At 42.4% G+C, this 16,257-nt stretch carries 17 protein-coding genes and 1 other annotated feature; all 17 genes read left to right on the forward strand.

What is annotated here, in order from left to right:
* Positions 1 to 22: 22 nt before the first annotated feature.
* The 17 genes from mreC (at position 23) to ERX37_RS01675 (ending at position 16,256) form a co-directional block, all read left to right on the forward strand.
* Positions 23 to 868: a rod shape-determining protein MreC gene (mreC, locus tag ERX37_RS01595; protein ID WP_133428896.1), complete on the forward strand. Its 846-nt coding sequence runs from the start codon at positions 23 to 25 to the stop codon at positions 866 to 868.
* The gene (gene mreD, locus ERX37_RS01600) at positions 868 to 1,359 is read left to right on the forward strand and encodes a rod shape-determining protein MreD (protein ID WP_133428897.1); all 492 of its coding nucleotides are present in this window, start codon (positions 868 to 870) and stop codon (positions 1,357 to 1,359) included. Before mreC ends, mreD begins: the two co-directional genes overlap by 1 nt.
* 51 nt (positions 1,360 to 1,410) lie before the next feature.
* Positions 1,411 to 1,482, forward strand: a sequence feature (ribosomal protein L21 leader region).
* 13 nt (positions 1,483 to 1,495) lie between these two features.
* Positions 1,496 to 1,804: a 50S ribosomal protein L21 gene (gene rplU, locus ERX37_RS01605; protein WP_133428898.1), complete on the forward strand. Its 309-nt coding sequence runs from the start codon at positions 1,496 to 1,498 to the stop codon at positions 1,802 to 1,804.
* Positions 1,804 to 2,124 (forward strand): ribosomal-processing cysteine protease Prp, encoded by a 321-nt coding sequence (locus ERX37_RS01610; protein ID WP_133428899.1) that lies wholly within the window; start codon positions 1,804 to 1,806, stop codon positions 2,122 to 2,124. The genes rplU and ERX37_RS01610 overlap by 1 nt, the downstream gene beginning before the upstream one ends.
* 10 nt (positions 2,125 to 2,134) lie before the next feature.
* On the forward strand, positions 2,135 to 2,419 hold the full coding sequence (gene rpmA / locus ERX37_RS01615) for a 50S ribosomal protein L27 (protein WP_133417306.1): 285 nt from the start codon (positions 2,135 to 2,137) through the stop codon (positions 2,417 to 2,419).
* 97 nt (positions 2,420 to 2,516) lie between these two features.
* Positions 2,517 to 2,927, forward strand: coding sequence for a Spo0B domain-containing protein (locus ERX37_RS01620; RefSeq protein ID WP_133428900.1), 411 nt, complete (start codon positions 2,517 to 2,519; stop codon positions 2,925 to 2,927).
* Complete coding sequence (gene obgE / locus ERX37_RS01625) at positions 2,928 to 4,217, forward strand: GTPase ObgE (RefSeq protein ID WP_133428901.1); 1,290 nt, start codon at positions 2,928 to 2,930, stop codon at positions 4,215 to 4,217.
* Positions 4,218 to 4,226: 9 nt separating this feature from the next.
* A complete protein-coding gene (locus ERX37_RS01630) occupies positions 4,227 to 4,673 on the forward strand; it encodes an ACT domain-containing protein (RefSeq protein ID WP_133428902.1) in 447 nt (148 codons plus the stop codon).
* Positions 4,674 to 4,681: 8 nt separating this feature from the next.
* The gene (ruvA, locus tag ERX37_RS01635; protein WP_133428903.1) at positions 4,682 to 5,266 is read left to right on the forward strand and encodes a Holliday junction branch migration protein RuvA; all 585 of its coding nucleotides are present in this window, start codon (positions 4,682 to 4,684) and stop codon (positions 5,264 to 5,266) included.
* Between the two features lie 12 nt (positions 5,267 to 5,278).
* Positions 5,279 to 6,292 (forward strand): Holliday junction branch migration DNA helicase RuvB, encoded by a 1,014-nt coding sequence (gene ruvB, locus ERX37_RS01640; protein WP_133428904.1) that lies wholly within the window; start codon positions 5,279 to 5,281, stop codon positions 6,290 to 6,292.
* A 1-nt stretch (position 6,293) separates the two neighbouring features.
* A complete protein-coding gene (queA, locus tag ERX37_RS01645) occupies positions 6,294 to 7,319 on the forward strand; it encodes a tRNA preQ1(34) S-adenosylmethionine ribosyltransferase-isomerase QueA (RefSeq protein WP_133428905.1) in 1,026 nt (341 codons plus the stop codon).
* A gap of 11 nt (positions 7,320 to 7,330) precedes the next feature.
* Positions 7,331 to 8,470: a tRNA guanosine(34) transglycosylase Tgt gene (gene tgt, locus ERX37_RS01650; protein WP_133428906.1), complete on the forward strand. Its 1,140-nt coding sequence runs from the start codon at positions 7,331 to 7,333 to the stop codon at positions 8,468 to 8,470.
* A 10-nt stretch (positions 8,471 to 8,480) separates the two neighbouring features.
* On the forward strand, positions 8,481 to 8,756 hold the full coding sequence (yajC, locus tag ERX37_RS01655; protein WP_133428907.1) for a preprotein translocase subunit YajC: 276 nt from the start codon (positions 8,481 to 8,483) through the stop codon (positions 8,754 to 8,756).
* Between the two features lie 56 nt (positions 8,757 to 8,812).
* Entirely contained in the window at positions 8,813 to 11,104 is a 2,292-nt protein-coding gene (gene secDF, locus ERX37_RS01660; protein WP_133428908.1) for a protein translocase subunit SecDF, read from the forward strand.
* Positions 11,105 to 11,193: 89 nt separating this feature from the next.
* Positions 11,194 to 13,434: a single-stranded-DNA-specific exonuclease RecJ gene (gene recJ / locus ERX37_RS01665; RefSeq protein ID WP_133428909.1), complete on the forward strand. Its 2,241-nt coding sequence runs from the start codon at positions 11,194 to 11,196 to the stop codon at positions 13,432 to 13,434.
* Positions 13,435 to 13,449: 15 nt separating this feature from the next.
* Positions 13,450 to 13,971 carry an adenine phosphoribosyltransferase gene (locus tag ERX37_RS01670; RefSeq protein ID WP_133428910.1) on the forward strand — a complete coding sequence of 174 codons (522 nt, stop codon included), beginning with the start codon at positions 13,450 to 13,452 and terminating at the stop codon, positions 13,969 to 13,971.
* A gap of 92 nt (positions 13,972 to 14,063) precedes the next feature.
* Positions 14,064 to 16,256, forward strand: coding sequence for a RelA/SpoT family protein (locus tag ERX37_RS01675; RefSeq protein ID WP_133428911.1), 2,193 nt, complete (start codon positions 14,064 to 14,066; stop codon positions 16,254 to 16,256).
* The last annotated feature ends 1 nt before the right edge of the window (position 16,257 follow it).

Genomic DNA, 16,257 nt, shown 5'->3' on the forward strand with positions numbered 1-16,257 from the left:
AACATGTAATGAGGTGTTAAAGTTGCCCGATTTTTACAAACGCAACAAACTCGTATTCATTTTGTTCGGCATCATCCTTTTTATTATGCTGGTCGGTCTGTCCTTAAAAGAGCGGACAACGTCAGTTCCTGAGCAGATAATAGGTGATTCAACAGCTGCCGGTCAGCGCATCGTCAGCTATCCGATGATGTTTATCGGTCAGAATTTAAGTAATTTAGTGCATATGTGGGATGCTGCTGAGGAGAATAAGGATTTGCGTGCAAAAATCCGTGGATTCAATCAGATGGAAGCGGATAACTATCGTCTTGAAAAAGAGAACGCAGAACTTCGAGAGCTGATGAAGACAGAAAGTATTGCCAGCTATGATCCTGAAATTGCGACGATTATTGCGCGTAATCAAGATGACTGGATGAACACTTTTACCATCAATAAAGGTCATAAATCAGGTGTGAAAGATAATATGGCGGTCATCACGAACGAGGGGCTGGTCGGTCGGATTAAGAAAGCAAATGCGTACTCAAGTCAGGTCGAGCTGATTTCATCGAGCGCAAAAGCAAGCAAAATCAGTGTGACACTGCAGAATCAGGGCAGTGAGGTCTTCGGTATGATTGATCAATATGATGACAGCAAAAATTTACTCATTATCGATAATATTGAGAACAATATTAAACTCAAAGTCGGAACGAATGTGGTGACGAGTGGACTTGGCGGGCAATTTCCTAAAGGCATCGTCATCGGTAAAGTAAAGAAAGTAGAAAATGATGAATTTGGACTCAGTCAGATTGCCTACGTCGAAACTGAAGCCAGCCTGAAAGACTTGACACATGTCTATGTGGCTATGAAGAGCAAAGCAGCAGGTGGTTGGTGATGCAATATTTGATTATTAGCGGTATCGCAGTTATTCTTTTTTATCTGGATACCTTGTTCAATAGTCTGATGCCCATGGGTCCCTTTTATTTTACCTGCCATCTCCTTCTGATTTATTTACTGATTCTCTCGGTATATAAGCATCCAACTATTGCTTATGTAATCGGCATTGTCTTCGGCATTGTATCGGATGTCTATTTTTCAACAATCTATGGTGTCTATACCTTTGGTTATATTGTCTGTATTATGCTGATGAGTCGTCTGTTTAATGTTTTCTATAAGGACACGACAATGATGATCAGTCTGCTGATAGGGTTCGTTCTCTTTTTTGAGGGGCTATTTTATCTCATTTACCGAATCCTTTACTCAACATCCCATGGCATTTTCTATTTTCTGTTTCATCATGGGTTGCCGTCAATGCTGATTAATCTGATTCTAATCTTTGTATTATTCCCGACAGTGCTGAAAATCTTAAATAGAAATAGTTATTAACATTGACTTCGATACTGTGAAATGCTATCATGGTCAAGTTGAGTAGTTTATAGCTACATACAACCGCACGGACATAGGTTGAAGTGCTTCGGCCACCTATTTACGGCGTGACTTAAAAAATATAGGAGGTGCAAGTATGTTTGCTATTATCGAAACTGGTGGAAAACAATTAAAAGTAGAACAAGGTCAAGAAATCTGGGTTGAAAAATTAAACGCAGAAGAAGGCGCTACATTTACTTTTGACAAAGTTCTTATGGTTGGTGGCGAAACAGTTAAAGTAGGTTCACCTGTAGTTGAAGGTGCAACTGTTACAGCGAAAGTTGAAAAACACGGCCGCGGTAAAAAAATCACTGTTTTCAAATATAAGCCTAAAAAGAACTACAAACGTAAACAAGGTCATCGTCAGCCTTACACTAAATTAACAATCGAAGCGATCAACGCTTAATGATTAACGTCACGATTGCTGTTAATGATGACGGTAAAGTCACTGACTTCGAAATGACAGGTCATGCTGACTCAGCCCCACATGGACAGGATTTAGTCTGTGCCGGTGCTTCAGCTGTCGTCTTCGGCAGTATGAACGCGGTTCTCGGATTGACAGATGAAAGACCCGATATTGATTATGCACACGACGGTGGATTTTTTAAAGCGCGTGTGGTAGATTTGAATAACAATGAAGCGCAGCTGATTATCCAGGCAATGATTGTCTCACTTGAGACAATTGAAGCAGAATATGGTCAGTTCATCCAACTAAATTACAAGTGAGGTGTAACTCATGTTAAAATTAAACTTACAATTTTTCGCATCGAAAAAAGGGGTAGGTTCTACACGTAACGGTCGTGACTCAGAATCAAAACGTTTAGGTGCTAAACGTGCTGATGGTCAATTCGTAACAGGTGGTTCAATTTTATACCGTCAACGCGGTACTAAAATCTTCCCGGGTGAAAACGTAGGACGTGGCGGCGATGATACTTTATTCGCTAAAATCGACGGCGTTGTTAAGTTCGAACGTTTCGGACGCGACAAAAAGAAAGTTTCAGTTTACGCTGAAGCAAAATAATAAGAGATGGGCACTAGACACTGATCTAGTGCCTTTCTTTTTTTCTCTCTGTTCGTCTCAGACATACAGACGTGCTATAATAGATTGAGGTGATAGCATGAACGAGCTGGATATTTATTTAAGGGCAAAACATGATATCAGTAATCAGCTGCAGCTGTTAAGTATTTACTGTGAACTCGGAGATTACACGAAAGTGAATAGTATAGTCGATAACTGGAGTGATAAACTGCAGCGCGAGCAGCGATTTATTCAACTTTCATGGAGTAGATTTGTTCAAACAGTGATTCACTATAAGCTGACGACTGAGTTTCGCTTTGATTATCAAATTGAAACTTCAGGCTCGGGTGAAGATGATCATCTGATAACCGAAAAGTTTGTTGAATGGATAAAACAAGTCCAGGGTGAACAGATCCTGATAGAAATAAAAGAAGCGGATGATTATCTATTTAGGTTTGTGATTGACGGTCATCCTACAGAATATAAAATGAGTAAAAAAAGAGGTGTTTAAATGTTTGTCGATCAGGTCAAAATTAATTTAAAAGCGGGGGCCGGCGGGAATGGACTCGTTGCCTACCGCCGCGAGAAATATGTACCGCTCGGTGGTCCGGCAGGTGGAGATGGTGGTAAAGGTGCTTCTGTTATCTTCCAGGTAGATGAAGGATTAAGAACGCTCCTTGACTTCCGTTTTCAGCGTATGTTTAAAGCAGAGCCGGGTGAAAATGGTCAGTCGAGCAATATGCATGGCCGTGGGGCCAAGGATTTGATTCTAAAAGTACCGCCAGGCACGATTGTTAAAAATGCTGAGACAGGCGAAGTGATCGCTGACCTCGTACTCCATGAACAGCAGGCAGTCATTGCAAAAGGAGGTCGAGGAGGCCGAGGCAATTCACGTTTTGCGAGCTCTGCCAACCCGGCACCGGAATTCGCTGAGAACGGTGAACCAGGTGAAGAACTGGAAGTGATTCTCGAACTGAAATTGATGGCGGACGTAGGTCTTGTTGGTTTTCCTAGTGTGGGGAAATCCACTTTACTATCTATCGTTTCAAAAGCGAAACCGAAAATCGGTGCCTATCATTTCACGACTATTAAACCTAATCTAGGTGTCGTTCAGACGAAGGATAACCGCAGCTTTGTTATGGCTGATTTACCCGGTCTGATTGAAGGTGCCTCTGAAGGTGTCGGTCTCGGTCATCAGTTCCTGCGTCACGTCGAGCGTACACGCGTCATTATCCATATGATTGATATGGGACGGACAGATGGACGTGATCCTTATGAGGATTATGTCACAATCAATAATGAACTGAAGAACTATAATGAGAAGCTGGCTAAACGTCCGCAGATTATTGTAGCGAATAAAATGGATATGCTGGGTGCTGAAGATAACCTTGCTTTATTCAGAGAAGAGGCTGGCGAAGACCTTGAAATTATTGAACTGAGTGCTGCAACATATCAAAATATAGATCAGCTGCTCTACCGTGTGGCGGATTTACTTGATGAGACTGAAGGAATGGACTTTGATGGTGATGAAGAAGAAACTGCGGTCCACCGTGTACTCTATAAACATGAAAAATCAGCCGATCACTTCGAGATTACTCGTGATGATGATGGTGCATACGTCGTCAGCGGTAATTCTATTGAACGTATGTTCAAAATGACAGACTTCAATCGTGATGCGGCTGTCAGACGTTTTGCACGTCAGATGCGTTCAATGGGTATCGATGATGCCCTTCGTGCGCGAGGCGCGAAAAATGGTGATATCGTACGTATTTTAGGTGGCGAATTCGAATTCGTAGAGTAGGTGACAACAATGACTGAAGGACAGAAATATTATTTAATCAGAGAAGATGTTCTGCCGGAGTCCGTGAAAAAAACGCTGAAAGTCAAAAAACTGCTGGAGCGTGAGCCGCAGCTGTCTATCTTTGAAGCAGTTAAACAGTACGACCTTTCAAGAAGTGCCTACTATAAGTTCAAGGATACTATTTTTCCGGTAGATGAACAGACAAGTGAGCGTAACCTTACATTGATGCTCCATATTGATGATAATGTCGGATTACTTTATCTTATTCTCGAGGAGATTGCTGCTGAAAAAGGTTCAGTTCTGACAATTCATCAGAGTCTGCCGATTATGGGAAAAGCTTCGATTGTTATTACATTGAACGCAACTGATATCGTACTTACAATCAATGAATTGCTGGAGAAGCTAAAAGCGATTGATGGTGTCAATCAAGTGCAGCTTCTCGGCATGAATATATAGGAGGATATATGTACGCCTATTTACAAGGACAACTGACTCAGATTACACCGACACATGTCGTCATGGATATCGGCGGTATTGGTTATGAATGTCATACCCCTAATCCGTATCGTCTGCAGAAATATCTGAATAAAGAAACTAAACTTTTTACGCAGCTCATTGTCCGTGAGGATGCCCACACTTTATATGGTTTTCCTCATGCCGAAGAAAAAAGTCTTTTTCTTTCTCTCAATAAGGTGACAGGTATTGGGCCTAAATCAGCACTTGCCATTCTTGCTACAAGTACGCCTGATGAAATCAGACGAGCGATTGAAGATGAGAATGAGAGTTATCTTATGAAGTTTCCAGGCATAGGTAAGAAAACAGCTCGCCAGATCATTCTTGATTTAAAAGGAAAACTCGTGATGACAGATGAATCAGCGCTGTTTGAAGAATTTACTGATACAGTTGCTGTAGCTGAAGCACTGCTTGCATTAGAAGCACTCGGTTATTCTAAACGTGAGCTGACGAAAGTTGAAAAAGTGCTTAAAGCAGAAAAAATAGAACAGATTGATGATAATATAAAACGTGGTTTACAGATATTAGTCTCATAAGGAAGTGGCAATATGGATGAACGTATAATCGACGACCACTTGATGGATAGAGAGGAGGCGATGACTGAACTCAGTCTGCGTCCTCTTTATCTGAAACAGTATATTGGTCAGCCAAAATTGAAGAATAATCTCGAAATCTTTATTCAGGCAGCAAAACTGCGTGAAGAAGCGCTGGATCACGTATTATTATATGGTCCGCCGGGTCTAGGTAAAACGACACTGGCTAATATCATCGCCAATGAGATGGATGTCAATATCCGTACAACTTCAGGTCCTTCTATTGAACGTCCAGGTGACCTGGCTGCCATTCTATCTTCCTTGAATGCAGGTGATGTCCTTTTTATTGATGAGATCCACCGCTTATCACGTGTAGTAGAAGAGATATTGTATCCTGCGATGGAAGATTTCTGTCTGGATATAGTAGTGGGTAAAGGCGAGGAAGCGAGAAGTATCCGTATTGATCTGCCTCCATTTACACTCGTCGGTGCGACAACTCGAGCAGGCAGTCTATCAGCACCACTGCGCGACCGCTTCGGTGTACATCTTAGACTTGATTACTACGATGAAACGGATCTGAAAGAAATCATTACACGGACAGCATCCGTCTTCGATAGTGAGATCGATGATGAATCAGCAGCAGAAATTGCGAGCCGTAGTCGTGGTACCCCTCGTATCGCGAATCGCTTATTAAGACGCGTGCGTGATTTTGCACAGGTGCAGGGCGAGGAGATTATACATATCAATACGACACAGAAATCACTGGATATGCTGCAGGTAGATAAGCATGGTCTGGATCATATTGATCACAAGATTATGACGGCGATTATCGAGCGTTATAACGGTGGGCCGGTTGGTCTGGATACCATTGCAGTCAGCATTGGTGAGGAACGTGTCACACTTGAGGATGTATACGAACCTTTTCTGATTCAAAAAGGTTTTCTGGAGCGTACAACACGCGGACGCGCTGCAACCCCTTTTGCTTATGAGCATTTCAACTATCCGTATAGTCATGAAAAGAGGAAATAATGTGAATGTAAATGATTTTGATTTTGAATTACCAGAGGAATTGATTGCGCAGACACCTCTTCTGGACCGTACTTCAAGTCGATTAATGACTTTAAATAAAGAGACAGGTGACATTCATCATGCTCATTTTTCAGATATAGTTGATTATCTTGAAACTGGAGATACACTGGTTCTGAATGATACAAAAGTCATGCCGGCAAGATTATATGGGGTCAAGCAAGAGACAGGCGCAAAAGTAGAGATGCTGCTCCTTAAGCAGCTGGAAGGCAATGACTGGGAAGTGCTGATAAAGCCTGCAAAACGCGTACAGGTAGGGACAGTTGTCAGTTTCGGTGAGGGTAAGTTACAGGCAGATTGCAAAGAATTACTGCCCCAGGGCGGTAGAATCATGACCCTTAAATATACCGGGATTCTGCAGGAACGACTGGAAGAAATGGGTGAAATGCCGCTCCCGCCTTACATTAAAGAGCAGCTGAAAGACCAGTCCCGCTATCAGACGGTATATGCTAAAGCAATGGGTTCAGCTGCTGCACCCACAGCAGGGCTGCATTTTACAGAAGCACTGCTCGAAAAAATTGCTGCTAAAGGTGTGAATATCACTTATATCACCCTGCATGTCGGTCTGGGTACATTCAGACCTGTGAGCGTCGATAATATTGAGGAACACGATATGCATAGTGAATATTATGAGATGTCTCAGCAGACTGCCGATGTATTGAATCAGACTAGAAAAAAAGGTGGGCGTATCATTACAGTAGGTACGACATCGACGCGTACACTCGAAACAATCGCGTCTTTACATGATGACTTTATTGAGACATCAGGCTGGACAGATATTTTTATTTATCCAGGCTATGAATTCAAAGGCATTGATGCGATGATTACAAATTTCCACCTGCCTAAGTCGACACTCATGATGCTGATTTCAAGTCTTGCTTCAAGAGAAAGAGTATTAAATGCGTATGCTGAAGCGGTCAAGGAACGTTATCGTTTCTTCAGTTTCGGTGATGCGATGTTTATTTATTAAAGGAGAGTATTATGCCAGCAGTTACATATGAACATATTAAAACTTGTAAACAATCCGGTGCACGACTCGGTATCGTCCATACACCTCATGGCTCATTCGAGACCCCGATGTTTATGCCCGTCGGTACACAGGCAACGGTCAAGACAGTCAGTCCTGAAGAACTTCATGCGATGAATGCTAAGATTATACTGAGCAATACTTATCATCTCTGGTTAAGACCAGGAAGCGATATTATTCGTGAAGCAGGGGGCTTACACCAGTTCATGAACTGGAATGGTCCCATTCTGACAGATTCAGGTGGTTTCCAGGTCTTCAGTCTGAGTGATATGCGTAAGATTGAAGAAGAAGGTGTCCACTTCAGACACCATCTGAATGGCTCTAAACTTTTCCTGAGTCCGGAAAAAGCGATGCATATTCAGAATGACCTCGGTTCGGATATTATGATGGCATTTGATGAATGTCCGCCGATGCCTGCTGAATATAAGTATGTTAAAGATTCCATCGAAAGAACCTCTCGCTGGGCGGAGCGCTGTCTGAAGGCGCATAATCGTCCGGAAGACCAGGCACTCTTTGGCATTATTCAGGGAGGTGAATATGAGGAACTGCGAACTCAAAGTGCGAAGGACCTTGTATCACTTGATTTTCCTGGCTATGCGATAGGCGGCCTCTCTGTTGGTGAACCTAAACCGATCATGTACCGCATGCTTGAACATACGACACCTCTTATGCCGTTCAATAAACCACGTTATCTGATGGGTGTAGGGTCACCTGACGCCCTGATTGAAGGTGCTATACGGGGTATCGATATGTTTGATTGTGTACTGCCGACCCGTATCGCTCGTAATGGCACATGTATGACGTCGAAAGGCCGGGTGGTTGTTAAAAACGCAAAATACGAAAGAGATTTTACACCCCTAGATGCAAACTGTGACTGCTATACATGTAAAAATTATACGAAAGCTTATATTCGTCACTTAATTAAAGCTGACGAAACATTTGGAATCAGACTGACGTCCATCCATAATCTGCATTTCCTGCTGAATTTAATGGAGCAGGTACGAGAAGCTATCCGTAATGACAGACTGCTCGACTTTAAGGAAGAGTTTTTTGAGAATTATGGACTGAATGTCGAAAACCCTAAAAACTTCTAGGAGGATAAATATGAACGAAAATTTTCAGGCGATATTGCTCAATGTATTACCACTCTTAGCGATTATTGTTATCGCATATTTTGCCATGATTCGTCCTCAGCAAAAGCGCAACCAGAAGCAGAATGCATTGATCAATAATCTTCAGAAAGGTGACCGCGTTATAACTGTCGGTGGAATTCATGGCACTGTGAAATCAACTGGTGCACAGACGATTACTTTGATGGTCGGACGCAATCAGGAACTCACCTTTGATAAGTTAGCTATCCGAGATAAACGTCCGTCGTAAATTATGATATGATGATGACAGTATTCAGTATTGAGTCATTATAATGAGGTGAAAGTGTGAAAAAGAGAAGTAGAATTATCGCTTTTCTGCTGATTGCAGTTCTGTTATTCAGCTTAATCGGTGGCACAGCACAAAAACTGATGAAGGATGTCAATCTTGGTCTGGATTTACAGGGTGGATTCGAAGTTCTATATCAGGTTGCGCCACTCGATAAAGGCGATAAAATTGATGAGGAAGCTGTTAAAGCGACCAGTAAGACATTGGAATCACGTGTGAATGTGCTCGGTGTTTCAGAGCCCAAGATTCAGATTGAAGAAGGAAACCGTATCCGTGTTCAGCTGGCGGGTGTCAAAAATCAGAATGAAGCACGTAAAATACTATCGACTAGTGCTAACTTAACGATTCGTGATGCAAATGACAACTTGCTGTTATCAGGTAAAGATCTGGTTCAGGGAGGCGCTAAACAAGGATTCAAACAAGATTCAAATGAAGCGGCCGTGTCGCTGAAACTCAAATCGGCAAGTAAATTCCGCGATGTGACAGAAAAGGTTTCAAAAATGAATCCGAATGTCATGGTCATCTGGATGGATTTTGAGGAAGGTAAAGACAGCTACAAAAAAGAACAGGAACGTGTTCAGCAAGGTAAAGAACCTAAATATGTCAGCGCAGCATCTGTTGATCAGCCGATTAACTCAGAGAACGTTGAAATTTCAGGTGGTTTTGCAGGACAGGATGGACTTCTACGTGCCAAACAAATTGCTGATCTATTGAATTCAGGTTCGCTGCCTGTCAAACTGAATGAAGTCTATTCGACATCTGTCGGGGCTCAGTTCGGTCAGGATGCACTTCATAAGACTCTCTTTGCCTCAGGTATTGGTGTGGGTCTCATTTTCTTATTCATGCTTTTCTTCTACAGATTACCTGGTTTAATCGCAGTGATTACATTATCAGCTTATATCTATCTGACAATGCTCGCTTTTAACATGATTAATGGTGTACTGACATTGCCAGGAATTGCAGCACTTGTACTGGGTGTCGGTATGGCAGTAGATGCGAATATTATCATGTATGAACGGATTAAGGATGAGCTGAAAATCGGACGTAGTCTGAAGCAGGCTTATCATAAAGGATCACAGTCATCATTCCTGACGATTTTCGATGCAAATATTACAACAGTTCTTGCGGCACTTGTACTCTTCTTCTTCGGTGTCAGCAGCGTTAAAGGTTTTGCGACGATGTTATTACTCGCTATACTCATGAGTTTCATTACATCGGTATTCTTGACGAGAATATTGCTGTCACTCATCGTCCATTCAAACTTCTTCAACCGTCACTTCAGTCTGTTTGGAGTAAGTAAGAAAAAACGTCATGATTTAGCTCAAGGCTATGATATTCATGATCTGCATACACGATGGGATGGTATCAATTTCGTCAAACTTGCTAAACCATTACTGGCCCTTGCACTGGCTTCTATTATTCTAGGTTCTATCTCACTTGCTGTGTTCGGACTCAACCTTGGAATTGATTTCACACAAGGTTCACGTGTAGATGTGAAGAGTGAACAAGTGATTGATGTAGATACATTGAGGAAAGATTTAGAATCGGAGAAGTTGCCGGAAGGAACTATCACATTATCTGGTTCTGATAAGAAGACAGCCGTAGTTCAATATAAGGAACCGCTGTCCAAAAATGAAATCAATGATGTAAAGTCAGCTTTAAGTGATAAATATGGCTATGAGCCGAATGTCAATACGGTTTCACCGGTTATCGGCAAAGAGCTGGCGAAAAATGCGATGCTTGCGACATTGATTGCTTCGCTCGGCATTATTCTTTATGTATCAGTCAGATTTGAGTGGCGTATGGGTCTTACAGCCGTTCTTGCCTTGCTGCATGATGCCTTTTTAATCATCGCTGCATTCAGCTTGATTCGTCTGGAAGTGGATATGACCTTTATCGCAGCTGTTCTGACTATCATTGGTTACTCGATTAACGATACGATTGTAACCTTCGACCGTGTCAGAGAAAATCTGCAGAAGATTAAAGTCATCACTTCACCTGATCAGATTGATGGTATCGTCAACAGTTCTATCAGACAGACTATGACACGCTCAATTAATACAGTAGCAACAGTCATCATCGTTGTAATTGCACTGATACTGTTAGGTGCATCAAGTATCTTCAGCTTCGGCGTTGCCTTATTAATTGGTCTGATCTCAGGTGTGTTCAGTTCAGTATTTATCGCTGTTCCGTTATGGGGCATGCTTAAAAAACGACAACTTAAAGCGAATGGCGGCAAGTTAACTGTCTACACTGAAAAAACCAAAAATGACGAAAAAATTTATGTTTAAACAAGACGGGCCGGATAACGGCCTGTCTTTTTTGTTCATTTTCTTTTTACAGGAGAAATGGGTATAATATAACGGTCAGGAGGATGAGAATGATGGCAAAACAATGGCTGCTGAAACAACAGAATCAGCAACTGGATGCAGCACTGCTCAAAGCATTCAAAATCGGCCCCTTACTCCAGGAAGTTCTTGAAGCGCGAGGTATCACGACGCGAGAAGAACTTGAGAAGTGGTTGATAGAAGAAGATCTGCACGATCCGTTTCTGATGTTTGAGATGGACAAAGCAGTGGCACGTATTCAGGCAGCAGTAGATAATTTTGAACCTATTATCGTTTATGGCGACTATGATGCAGACGGGGTGACGAGTGTCGCTGTCCTGATGGCTGCACTGGAAGAAATCGGTGCGATGGCCGATTTCTATATTCCTAACCGTTTTACTGAAGGATACGGTCCGAATGAAGCGGCATTCCGTTCTTTCGCTGATGACGGTGTTGGACTGATTATCACTGTTGATAATGGTGTTAAAGGTCATCACGAAGTGGAGGTTGCGAAATCACTCGGCATAGACGTCATTATTACAGATCATCATGAAATCGGTGATTCATTACCGGCGGCCTATGCGGTAATTCACCCGGCTCATCCTGAAGGTCAGTATCCATGTCCACATCTCGCCGGCGCAGGTGTCAGTCTTAAACTTGCTTCAGCTTTAACAGGTCGGTTAGACCCTGCACTAACAGGTATCGCTGCTATAGGGACGGTCAGCGATCTTGTGCCGCTTGAAGGTGAGAATCGCTGGCTCGTCAAAAAAGGAATCGATGCATTAAACCAGTCACTGCCTGTCGGTGTTAAAGCTTTACTTACTGTTGCCGGACATCAGGGAGAAGTGACAGAAGAGACCATTGGCTTTATGATTGGTCCGCGATTGAATGCAGTCGGACGATTAAAAGATGCAAGACCTGCCGCTGAACTGCTGATGGAACAGGACGCTGCATACGCCGCTGAACTTGCTGCTGCAGTTGATACTTACAATAATGAGCGAAAGAAAATTGTAGAGACCATTACGGCAGAAGCTGTCGCACAGGCGGAAGAAAAGGTCGCACAGGGAATGAATTTCCTCGTGATAACTGGACGTAACTGGAATGAGGGCGTACTCGGTATCGTTGCCTCTAAGATTGTAGAGCGTTACTACCGGCCGACTATTGTGATGAATCTGGCTGATGACTATGCTAAAGGCTCTGCCAGAAGCATCGATCAGATCTCGATGTTTGATTATCTGACTCAAGAAGCGGATATTCTGACGAAATTTGGAGGACATCATATGGCGGCGGGTCTTACGATGCCGCTGGAAAACATTGAAGTGCTTGAACAACACCTGAATGACAGTATTGAATCAGAAGAGGAATTGCAGCCTATTATTGAGCTGGATGCTGAAGTTGATTTCGAACAGGTGACGACAGAATCGATTAGACAGCTCGACAAATTGCGTCCGTTCGGCAGCGGTAATCCACAGCCGCTCTTCAGATTGAATCAGCTTGATATTACGCAGAATAAGGCCATTGGACAACAGGGTGCACACATGAAGATGGTACTGAATGGACGCCTGACTGCACTGAAATGGTCAGCGGGTCAGCTGGTTCATGATTATCCGGAGGAGACTGTCGTGGATGTATGCGGTAAATTCCAGCTGAATGAATGGAATGGACACGTGACGCCACAGCTATTGCTTGAGGATATCAGAACGGATGAAGTGCGCTATATCGATTATCGCAATCAGCATGCGAGTAAGTTTGCATTTTTAAAGGATGAAGATGTCATCTATTTAATCAATGCAGAACGTAAGCGACAGTCTGATGACTACTATTTATATGGTGATAATATATCAGGTCATGATAAGATTGTACTGAGGGATTTGCCTGCAGATATGGAGGCATTTTTCGAGACGATGAAATCAGCTACTGCCAAACAGATTTTTATTATTTTTCATGAAACAAGGCCTGTCTATTTTGATGGCATGCCAAGCCTGGATAAGTTCAGACAGCTCTATAAGATGATCTATAGTCAGCCTGTTCAGCTGGTGAAAGATGGCTTATCAATCTGTCAGTCCCTTAGTATCACACCGGATATGCTGAAGTTTATGCTTGCTGTGCTGAAAGAACGTCAGCTGCTTGAAGAAAAAGAAGGACTGCTTGCAATCAATAAGCAGGCTGGTAAAGTAGATATGCTTGCATCTCCTATTTATGAAGCACGTCATGCTCAGCTGGAGCGTGAACGGCAACTACTCTATTCATCGTTTGACAGCATCAAAAAACTAATCAATGAAAAAATGTTCTAGTCATAGGAGGCTACCATGGATTTAAAACAGTATATTTCAGAAGTAAAAGATTGGCCGATAGAAGGCGTTAACTTTAAGGATATTACAACAATCATGGATAACGGTGAAGCGTATCGTTATGCAACAGATCAGATTGTTGAATACGCAAAGGATAAAAATGTTGATGTAGTTGTAGGACCTGAAGCACGTGGCTTTATTATTGGATGTCCAGTCAGCTATGCGATGGGAATCGGTTTTGCTCCTGTACGTAAGGAAGGGAAGCTGCCTCGAGAAGTAATCCGCTACGAATACGATCTTGAATATGGTTCAAATGTGCTGACGATGCATAAAGATGCGATCAAGCCGGGTCAACGTGTGCTCATCACAGATGACCTTCTCGCCACGGGTGGAACGATTGAAGCAACGATTAAACTAGTGGAACAACTAGGTGGTGTTGTGGCAGGTATCGCCTTCATCATTGACTTAAAATACTTGAACGGTATGGAGAAATTAGAAGGATATGACGTTCTGTCACTGGTTTCATATGACGAAGAATAGTGCAGCTTAGGCTGTCTATTCTTTTTTCTTTATATTTATTTCTACATAGAATTATAGTATGATAAAAACATTATAAACGGTGAGGTGATAGCATGAACAACGAATATCCATACTCTGCTGATGATGTGCTCGCGATGACGCGCAGCTATCTGTCTGAAGAAGACTATCAGTTTGTCGTCAAAAGCTATCAACTTGCAGAAAAAGCGCATACAGGTCAGTTCCGGAAAAATGGCTTGCCTTATATCATGCATCCGATTCAAGTAGCAGGAATTCTCGCTGAGATGAAACTTGATGCACCAACAATTGTCGCCGGTTTTCTGCATGATGTAGTAGAAGATACTCCTTATACATATGAAGATCTGGTGGAGATGTTCAATAAAGAAGTGGCAACAATCGTTGACGGTGTGACCAAACTTGAAAAAGTAAAATATCGTTCGAAGGCTGAACAGCAGGCTGAAAACCATCGTAAACTGTTTATCGCTATCGCGAAAGATGTACGTGTTATTCTGGTCAAGCTGGCAGACCGCCTGCACAATATGCGTACGCTAAAAGCAATGCCCCATGAAAAACAGGTACGCATTGCTAAAGAAACGCTTGAAATCTATGCACCGCTTGCGCATAGACTGGGTATTAATACGATAAAATGGGAACTGGAAGATATATCACTTCGCTATATCGACAGTGTACAGTACTTCCGTATCGTTCATCTGATGAAGAAAAAGCGGAGTGAGCGTGAGGACTATATCCATAATGCAATCGAGAACATCCAGCATGAAATGGAAATCACAGATATCACAGGTGAGATTACAGGCCGACCGAAACATATTTATAGTATTTACCGCAAGATGGTCAAACAGAAAAAACAATTCGATCAAATTTTTGATTTGCTTGCCATCCGTGTGATTGTGGATTCCATTAAAGACTGTTATGCAGTACTCGGTCTCGTCCATACGTTATGGAAGCCGATGCCCGGCCGTTTTAAGGATTATATTGCGATGCCGAAACCTAATATGTATCAATCATTGCATACGACCGTAGTAGGTCCTAATGGGGACCCGCTTGAGATTCAGATTCGTACTCAGGAGATGCATGAGATTGCAGAGCACGGTGTGGCTGCACACTGGGCCTATAAGGAAGGAAAGCATCTCGTCAATCCCGATGAAGCGAAGTCGCTGAGCAAGATGGACTGGATAGAAGAAATTGAAGAAGCGAATTCTACTTCTCTTGATGCTGAAGCATTTATGGAATCACTTAAATATGATCTTCAGAGCGATAAGGTATATGTCTTTACACCTGAGAGTGATGTAGTGGAACTACCGATCGGTGCAGTGCCGATTGATTTTGCCTATGCAGTTCATAGTGAAGTCGGCAATAAAATGATCGGCGCAAAAGTTAACGGTAAAATTGTGCCGATTGATTATGAGTTGCATACTGGAGATATTATTGAAATCCGGACATCCAAGCATTCATATGGACCGAGTCGGGACTGGCTGAAGATTGTCAAATCTTCAAGTGCCAAAAGTAAAATTCGCAGTTTCTTTAAAAAACAGGACCGCTCAAGCAATATTGAAAAAGGTAAGTTTATGGTCGAAGCGGAGATTAAGGAGCAAGGCTACCGTTTAGATGAGGTCTTGACAGAAGATAACCTCAATACATTGAAAGGTAAATATAATTTCGGACATATTGATGATATGTATGCAGCTGTCGGATTCGGTGGATTGACAGCGAGCAATGTGGTGTCTAAGTTATCAGAGAAAGTTCGGATTAAACTAAAGGAACAGGCACTCAATCAAGTTCAGGAAGTAAATAAATCCTTATCGACTAAATCACATATTCAGACTGAATCCGGTGTCTATGTGGAAGGTATGGATAATATGCTGATTAAACTGTCGAAATGCTGTAATCCCATTCCTGGAGATGATATTGTGGGATACATCACAAAGGGTCACGGTGTCAAAGTCCATCGTACGGAATGTCCGAATATCAAAGATGAGACAGACCGTTTGATCGATGTGAACTGGGTAGCGGCAATCGATCAGAATCAGACTTATCAGGTTGATCTTGAAATAACGGCCTATGATCATAATGGACTGCTGAATGAAGTGCTTCATGCAGTCAACTCGACTAAAGTCTCTCTTGTCCATGTTCATGGACGAGCGGATATCGATAAAAATGTGCGTATTAATATTGGTATTATGGTCAAAAATGTAGCAGAATTACAGAAGGTAGTCGATCGGATTAAACAGCTGAGTGACATTTATACGGTCAGCCGTATTTGGAATTAGA

Source organism: Macrococcus hajekii, from assembly GCF_004359505.1.
GTDB classification, from domain to species: Bacteria; Bacillota; Bacilli; order Staphylococcales; family Staphylococcaceae; genus Macrococcus; species Macrococcus hajekii.

Excerpts from the sequence above, each read along its gene's own strand:
- ERX37_RS01630 (WP_133428902.1), top strand. The coding sequence starts at position 4,227 with ATGACTGAAGGACAGAAATATTATTTAATCAGAGAAGATGTTCTGCCG.
- ERX37_RS01675 (WP_133428911.1), top strand. The coding sequence starts at position 14,064 with ATGAACAACGAATATCCATACTCTGCTGATGATGTGCTCGCGATGACG.
- ERX37_RS01670 (WP_133428910.1), top strand. The coding sequence starts at position 13,450 with ATGGATTTAAAACAGTATATTTCAGAAGTAAAAGATTGGCCGATAGAA.
- rplU (WP_133428898.1), top strand. The coding sequence starts at position 1,496 with ATGTTTGCTATTATCGAAACTGGTGGAAAACAATTAAAAGTAGAACAA.
- tgt (WP_133428906.1), top strand. The coding sequence starts at position 7,331 with ATGCCAGCAGTTACATATGAACATATTAAAACTTGTAAACAATCCGGT.
- yajC (WP_133428907.1), top strand. The coding sequence starts at position 8,481 with ATGAACGAAAATTTTCAGGCGATATTGCTCAATGTATTACCACTCTTA.
- ERX37_RS01620 (WP_133428900.1), top strand. The coding sequence starts at position 2,517 with ATGAACGAGCTGGATATTTATTTAAGGGCAAAACATGATATCAGTAAT.
- rpmA (WP_133417306.1), top strand. The coding sequence starts at position 2,135 with ATGTTAAAATTAAACTTACAATTTTTCGCATCGAAAAAAGGGGTAGGT.
- ruvB (WP_133428904.1), top strand. The coding sequence starts at position 5,279 with ATGGATGAACGTATAATCGACGACCACTTGATGGATAGAGAGGAGGCG.
- recJ (WP_133428909.1), top strand. The coding sequence starts at position 11,194 with ATGATGGCAAAACAATGGCTGCTGAAACAACAGAATCAGCAACTGGAT.
- mreD (WP_133428897.1), top strand. The coding sequence starts at position 868 with ATGCAATATTTGATTATTAGCGGTATCGCAGTTATTCTTTTTTATCTG.
- ruvA (WP_133428903.1), top strand. The coding sequence starts at position 4,682 with ATGTACGCCTATTTACAAGGACAACTGACTCAGATTACACCGACACAT.
- obgE (WP_133428901.1), top strand. The coding sequence starts at position 2,928 with ATGTTTGTCGATCAGGTCAAAATTAATTTAAAAGCGGGGGCCGGCGGG.
- ERX37_RS01610 (WP_133428899.1), top strand. The coding sequence starts at position 1,804 with ATGATTAACGTCACGATTGCTGTTAATGATGACGGTAAAGTCACTGAC.